Source organism: Pseudovibrio sp. Ad5, from assembly GCF_001623095.1.
GTDB lineage: Bacteria > Pseudomonadota > Alphaproteobacteria > Rhizobiales > Stappiaceae > Pseudovibrio.
Genome location: NZ_LMCH01000027.1, coordinates 20,747 through 27,271 on the forward strand (window position 1 = coordinate 20,747; position 6,525 = coordinate 27,271).

The following is a 6,525-nucleotide window of genomic DNA, read 5'->3' on the forward strand; positions in this document are numbered from 1 at the left end:
GATCAAGGAACGTATCTCCATGAAACTCGGGGCTCTCAGGGTTCTGCCGCTTCTCTTCATTCTCGTGGCCATCGGCTGGCTGGAGCTACGCCCCCACCCCGCTGTTGCGCAAAAAGAAGATAAAGCACGTCAAATTCTCAATAAGACCATCGAGAAGTTCAGTGAAATTAAAGCCATGAGCTTTACCGTCTACGCGAGCGAGGAGCGCATCTTTAAAGATAGGGTGCCGCTAAACTTTGTGTTCGAATACACGGTCAACATTCTTGGGCATGGTGATCTGAAAATTGATCTCCCACGCCCTAATGGAATGAGTGAAATCTATCTTGATGATGGCATCATCACTTATTTCGACAAAACGCGGAACATCTACACTCAGGGTGATTTCACTGGAACTTCCTCGGAATTTATTGAGGTACTACGCAGTGACTTTCAGCTCACATTGCCCGGCATTGATTTGGCTAACCCGGAACTGGGCCAGATGCTTGATGACCTGATAACGAAGTCCGTCTACGTCGGGCGTGAGGTTCTGCCAGAAGGGGTTGCCCATCATCTTGCCTTCTTTAACGATCAGATAGATTGGCAATTGTGGGTCTACGAAGACAGCGGCCTGCCCGGTTATCTTATTATCACTTATAAGGACCTTGTTGGTTTGCCTCAAACACACCTGTCCTATCGAGGGTGGAACCTTGAACCTCAGCTCAATTCAGAAGACTTCCGCTTCAATCCTCCTGAGGGGGCTGAGCGCTTCAGCCTGCCCGCCCTTTCAGCAGTAGAAAACGGAGGGAGCTCAAGATGAGTTACTCCACCACAGCACAGCTTCTCAGCAACTCACTCAGATCACTGGCCGTCCTGACCTTCATCACAGGCGCTGGCATACTCACAGCCCAGGCGCAGGAAACCCTGCCTCCTCCTAAACAGGCCACATCCGCCGAAGTTGCGGAGTGCGAGGAGGAGCACATGAAGCGTGAGGGCATCGCTGATCTGGGCGGCTCTCAATACCGCGATAAGATCCGCGATCTCTGCAACAAATCCGTACATGGCGCTGACAAAGCAGAGGCGGGAAAAGAGCCAGCTACCAACGATTACTACTTCAGTGGCGACAACAACGGCTTTGTCTATGAGCTCAATGAAGAATGCCAGCAGATCCGCATTCAGGATGAGCTGATTTTTATCTGTCCGGAAGGCAAATACAAACCAACCATCCGCAACAACCAATCCGGTTTCATGCCTTATTTAGAGCCCGTGGAACCCATTAGGCAGGGTGAGAAGCCGTAGGAAGGTCATAAGTAAACACATGGTGTACTCTGTGCCGGGTGTTCATTTTGGGAGCGCCTAAATTACATTGGACTTCTATGCCCGACAGAATGCTCTTCGTGTAGCCCTTAGCATCATTCGTTGGGGCAAAATTGCTGATAAAATCAAAAGCATACGCTCTGGAAAAGTCGTAATTGTAAGGCGGTGTGGAGGCTTGTCTGACATGCAAGCACGAACAACTAAACTTGCAAATCGCTCCGGGTCATTTCCGCTTTCTTCGCTTTTCGTCATACTGTTAATTGCACGTGTTGTGGAAGGTTCGTAAGGGTCGTTGTCGGATGGACTTCGCCTTCTCGCTGCACCAAAGTCAGTTCGATGATCTCCCGGTTCCACCAGTATAACGTGGAGTCCAAAAGGAGCGACCTCCATTGATAAGGCCGCCGCATAGTTCGCAATCGCAGCTTTTGATGCGCTGTAAAGTGCTTGAAAAGGGATTGGGAGCCGTGATGCAATAGAGCCAATAATCACAATCGTTCCTGCTCGCCTTTTTCGCATGTCAGGAAGAAAGGCGCGTACCATTCTATCAACGCCGAGTAGGTTGGTATCGATCTGTCGAACGGCTTCGGAAGCAGCTGTCATTTCAATAGGACCAGCGATGCCAGAACCCGCATTCAATATCAAACAGTCGGGGACAAGGTTAATGCGGTTGCGAAGTGCAATCACAGAATCTTCGTCGCACACATCAAGTTCTTCTAAAGTGCCTCTTTGGCGAGATGTACCAATCGCTTGCCATCCGTTTGTTGTAAAAGCTTTTAGCATTGCGGCACCCAGCCCTTTGGAGGCACCGGAAATTAAAACAGAATTCATGAGCAATTCTCCAGATTTCAAATATGTTATCAATGGTAACATCAGTTGAGACTATCTGGTCAAGTGGAAAGTTATCAATGGTAACATCGAGGCAAGAAAAACAAACTCCGGGCACATCAGAGTATCATCATGGACGATTGCGTGAGGCGCTTCTGGATGCTGTCGAAGCTCAGTTGCCCAAAAAAGGGCCAGAGGGGGTGAGCTTACGGGCTGCTGCCAAAAATGCAGGTGTTTCCTCTGCTGCGGCTTTCAGGCACTTTAAAGACAAGCGGGCTGTGATGACGGCAGTTGCTGTCCGCGCACATCGCGGAATGGCAGAGCATATGGAAACGGCAGCCACTGAAGCACGCAGTGCGGGGCTCTCAGTATTTCCCGCTAAGGGGCAGGCCTATCTGGACTTTGCTCTTTCTGAGCCTGCCAAGTTCAAAACAATGTTCCGTACGGCATTGTTGGATGAGACAGATGTAGATTTAGTCGAAGCAGAGGCACGCATGACACGCCTATTGCTTAATGATGCTGTTGAAGATGAAAAACACACTGAAATCCCAGCTAAATCCCTGCTTGCGTGGGGGGCCGTACACGGCCTGGCCATGCTCTCGATTGAAGGTGGATTACCAAGCACAGCCACGAAGGATACACGATCAGCAATTCTGGAGGCATTAGATTTGTTAGAACAACAGGATTAGTCAGAGCAACTTCATTTTTGTTAGGTGGAAGTTGAAAGCTAAGTAGCCAGAGGCCGTCCCAAACTCACCCTCCGCTAAAACATCATTGAAAAAGGGTTAATTCCTCTTTCTTTGTCGGCCCAAGGCGGGCATGATCCCGCTCATGTCGACACAATCCATTGCACCAGCTCTCACAGAGAACGATCACCTCATCCTGATCGATGGCTCTACCTTCATTTTCCGCGCGTATCACGCGCTGCCGCCGCTTACTCGCAAGCCCGACGGACTGCCCGTTGGCGCGGTTTCCGGCTTCTGCAACATGCTTTGGAAGATGATGCAGGAAGGCCCCACCAAAGAAACCGGTGAAGAGCCAACCCACTTCGCCGTGATTTTCGATAAGTCCGGCAAAACGTTCCGCAACGATTTCTACCCGGAATACAAAGCTCACCGCCCACCGCCGCCAGAAGACCTGCGCCCGCAGTTTGGTCTGATCCGTCAGGCAACGCGCGCGTTTGGTGTGCCTGCCATTGAGCAGCAGGGCTATGAGGCGGATGACCTGATTGCCACCTACGCCCGTCAGGCAGCCGCACAAGGCGCCCGCGTTACCATCGTCTCTGGCGATAAAGACCTGATGCAGCTTGTCACCGATAAGATCGGCATGGTCGACACCATGAAAAACAAGGTGATCGGCAAGCCCGAGGTCTTCGAGAAATTCGGCGTTGGCCCGGAAAAGGTCGTCGAAGTGCAGTCGCTCGCAGGCGATAGCGTCGATAACGTGCCCGGCGTCCCAGGCATCGGCCTCAAAACCGCCGCTCTGCTCATCAACGAGTTTGGCGATCTGGATAGCCTTCTGGCACAAGCCGACACCATCAAGCAGAAGAAGCGCCGCGAGAACCTCATCGAGTTCGCTGAGCAGGCCCGCATTTCCAAGCGCCTCGTGCAGCTGGAAGAGGCCGTGCCGGTGGAAACTCCGGTTGAAGATTTCACCGTGTGTGATGTGGATGGCGCGCAAGCTGTCGGCTTCCTCAAAGCCATGGGCTTCACCAGCCTCACCAAAAAAGTGGCAGATAAAACCGGCGCTGTGCTGGAAAACATCGAGCCGATTGAGCCTGTGATTGAAGGCTGGGAAAGCACTGCAAAACCGGCAGAACAAGCTGAGGATTCTGCGGGAGAACTTGAGGGTAAAGCATGGACCGCCGCCCCTTTAGCAGAGAAAGTTGCGGCTGAAATATCTGCGCTGCCTATAGATAATTCCGCATACGAAACAGTTTCCACCACTGAGCGCCTCAAAGAGTGGATAGCGCAGGCCTATGAAGTGGGCTACGTGGCTGTGGACACTGAGACAGATGCCCTCAACGCCATGGAAGCTGGCCTTGTTGGCGTTTCCCTCTCCTGCACCCCGGGCAAAGCCTGTTATATCCCGCTGGCGCATGTGGATGGCGAAGGCGATCTCTTCAGCGGCGGTGCGCTGCTGGAAGGCCAGATCCCGCTCAAAGAAGCTGTTGCCCTGCTCAAGCCAATGCTGGAAGATCCAGCTGTCCTCAAAATCGCGCAGAACATGAAGTACGACTGGCTCGTGCTCAAACGTTACGGCGTGGAAATGGCACCGTTTGATGACACCATGCTGCTCTCCTACGCGCTTGACGCGGGTATGGGCGGCAATGGCATGGATGAGCTCTCCCAGCGCTGGCTCAACCACACGCCAATCCCGTTCAAGGAAGTGTGCGGCTCCGGCAAATCGCAAATCTCCTTCGACAAGGTGCCGCTGGACAAAGCCACCTCCTATGCGGCGGAAGATGCAGACGTCACCCTGCGCCTCTGGAAAATCCTCAAACCACGCCTCGCTGCTGAGGAAATGACCGTGGTTTATGAGCGTCTGGAACGCCCGATGGTGGCCACGCTGGCCAAAATGGAGCGCCGCGGCATCTCCATCGACCGTCAGATGCTCTCCCTGCTCTCCGGCGAGTTTGCGCAAGGCGCAGCCGCGCTGGAAGCGGAAATCCACGATAAAGCAGGCGAAATCTTCAACGTCGGCTCGCCAAAGCAGCTGGGTGAAATCCTGTTTGGCAAAATGGGTCTGCCCGGCGGCAAAAAAACCAAAACCGGTGCCTGGTCCACTTCGGCTTCCGTGCTGGATGACCTTGCCGCGCAAGGGCATGAGCTGCCCAGCAAAATTGTAGAGTGGCGCCAGCTCAGCAAGCTGAAATCCACCTACACCGACGCCCTGCCAAGCTTCATCAATCAGGAAACAGGCCGCGTCCACACCTCGTTCTCGCTGGCGTCCACCTCCACGGGCCGTTTGTCCTCCTCCGAGCCAAACATCCAGAACATCCCGATCAGAACCTCTGAAGGCCGCAAAATCCGTCAGGCGTTTATCTCTGGGAAGGGCAAAAAGCTCATTTCTGCCGATTACAGCCAGATTGAACTGCGCGTGCTCGCCCACATGGCCGATATTCCGCAGCTCAAACAAGCGTTTGCTGATGGGCTCGACATTCACGCCATGACAGCAAGTGAGATGTTTGGTGTGCCGATTGAGGGTATGGATCCAAGCGTTCGCCGCCGTGCAAAAGCCATCAACTTCGGCATCATCTACGGCATTTCCGCGTTCGGCCTTGCGAACCAGCTGGGCATTGGTCGTGGTGAAGCAGGCGATTACATCAAAACGTATTTTGAGCGCTTCCCGGGCATCAAAGAGTACATGGAAGAGACCAAAAAGTTTGTCCATGCAAACGGTTACGTCGAAACCATCTTTGGCCGCCGCGCCCACTACCCGGATGTAAACACCAAAAACCCGAACATGCGCCAGTTCTACGAGCGCGCAGCCATCAACGCCCCAATTCAGGGCTCAGCGGCAGATATCATCCGCCGTGCCATGGTGCGTATGGACGAGGTTCTGGAAACGGCAAATCTGGATGCGCAAATGCTGTTGCAGGTGCACGATGAATTGATCTTTGAGCTGCCTGAGGATCAGGTGGATGAGACCAAAAAACTCGTCATCACCACCATGGAAAAAGCAACAGAACCCGCCCTCCAGCTCTCGGTCCCCCTTAAAGTGGAAGCCGAAGCCGCCACCAACTGGGAAGAGGCGCACTAGCGCTTCTTTTTCCCTCAGGGCAAGGCAATTTGCCCCAGCAAACAGTGCGATCCCGGGCCAAGCACCCTGCCAACCCGGGCCGCACAAAACCACGCACATAAAGCCTTTGCCCACCAGCAGACCACGAACACCGAAGCCGCCAAGCCACACCCCTCGATGTCTTCCCGGCCCCCGAGCCGGGATCCATGGGGCGCCACCTCACGCTCAGCCGCTCTTATCGCCCACACTCCCCAGCAGCCACCTCATCAGCACTCTCACCAATGCCCTCACAAGCAACTCTGGATCCCGGATCATCGCTCCGCTCGTCCAGGATGACGCCAAAGGGCAAAGCAACGCCACACCCCAACACCGTCATCCCGCACTTGATGTTTGTCCCGGAGAGATGGTTGACGTTTGTTCGGGGACATGGGTGACGGTCATGTTATGATGTTAAGTCGAATTTTGCGACTGTGTTTGCTGCAAAACATACGTTGAAGATCTCAGGTTTGTCTGAGGGACGTATGGCGAGAGTGTAGCCACGGAAGCATTTAGGGACATACCAGAGCCTTCCTTTAAAGCTGATTTCCGCTCTTGTTCTGGGCACCTTTCGGACCATTGTTCCTTTGGGATAGCTGATATCTGGAAGGTGTTTGGGAAAGATATGCT

At 53.5% G+C, this 6,525-nt stretch carries 5 protein-coding genes and 1 pseudogene; 4 read left to right on the forward strand and 2 right to left on the reverse strand.

Annotated elements, in window-relative coordinates; translation table 11 throughout:
• Nucleotides 1–19: 19 nt before the first annotated feature.
• Both PsAD5_RS13925 and PsAD5_RS13930 read left to right on the forward strand, forming a co-directional pair.
• Complete coding sequence (locus PsAD5_RS13925; RefSeq protein ID WP_063292553.1) at nucleotides 20–796, forward strand: DUF2092 domain-containing protein; 777 nt, start codon at nucleotides 20–22, stop codon at nucleotides 794–796.
• Nucleotides 793–1,275 (forward strand): hypothetical protein, encoded by a 483-nt coding sequence (locus tag PsAD5_RS13930; RefSeq protein ID WP_063292554.1) that lies wholly within the window; start codon nucleotides 793–795, stop codon nucleotides 1,273–1,275. The genes PsAD5_RS13925 and PsAD5_RS13930 overlap by 4 nt, the downstream gene beginning before the upstream one ends.
• Nucleotides 1,276–1,350: 75 nt before the next feature.
• On the opposite strand, the gene PsAD5_RS13935 is transcribed toward PsAD5_RS13930, so the two are convergent.
• Entirely contained in the window at nucleotides 1,351–2,121 is a 771-nt protein-coding gene (locus tag PsAD5_RS13935) for an SDR family NAD(P)-dependent oxidoreductase (RefSeq protein WP_208988614.1), read from the reverse strand.
• A gap of 77 nt (nucleotides 2,122–2,198) precedes the next feature.
• Here PsAD5_RS13935 and PsAD5_RS13940 point away from each other — a divergent pair, with 77 nt between their 5' ends.
• Nucleotides 2,199–2,807, forward strand: coding sequence for a TetR/AcrR family transcriptional regulator (locus PsAD5_RS13940; protein WP_208988615.1), 609 nt, complete (start codon nucleotides 2,199–2,201; stop codon nucleotides 2,805–2,807).
• A gap of 130 nt (nucleotides 2,808–2,937) precedes the next feature.
• Nucleotides 2,938–5,880: a DNA polymerase I gene (polA, locus tag PsAD5_RS13945; RefSeq protein WP_084405974.1), complete on the forward strand. Its 2,943-nt coding sequence runs from the start codon at nucleotides 2,938–2,940 to the stop codon at nucleotides 5,878–5,880.
• Nucleotides 5,881–6,301: 421 nt separating this feature from the next.
• Here the strand turns inward: polA and PsAD5_RS28165 are convergent.
• Nucleotides 6,302–6,525: pseudogene (locus tag PsAD5_RS28165) on the reverse strand (hypothetical protein); the annotation flags it as partial.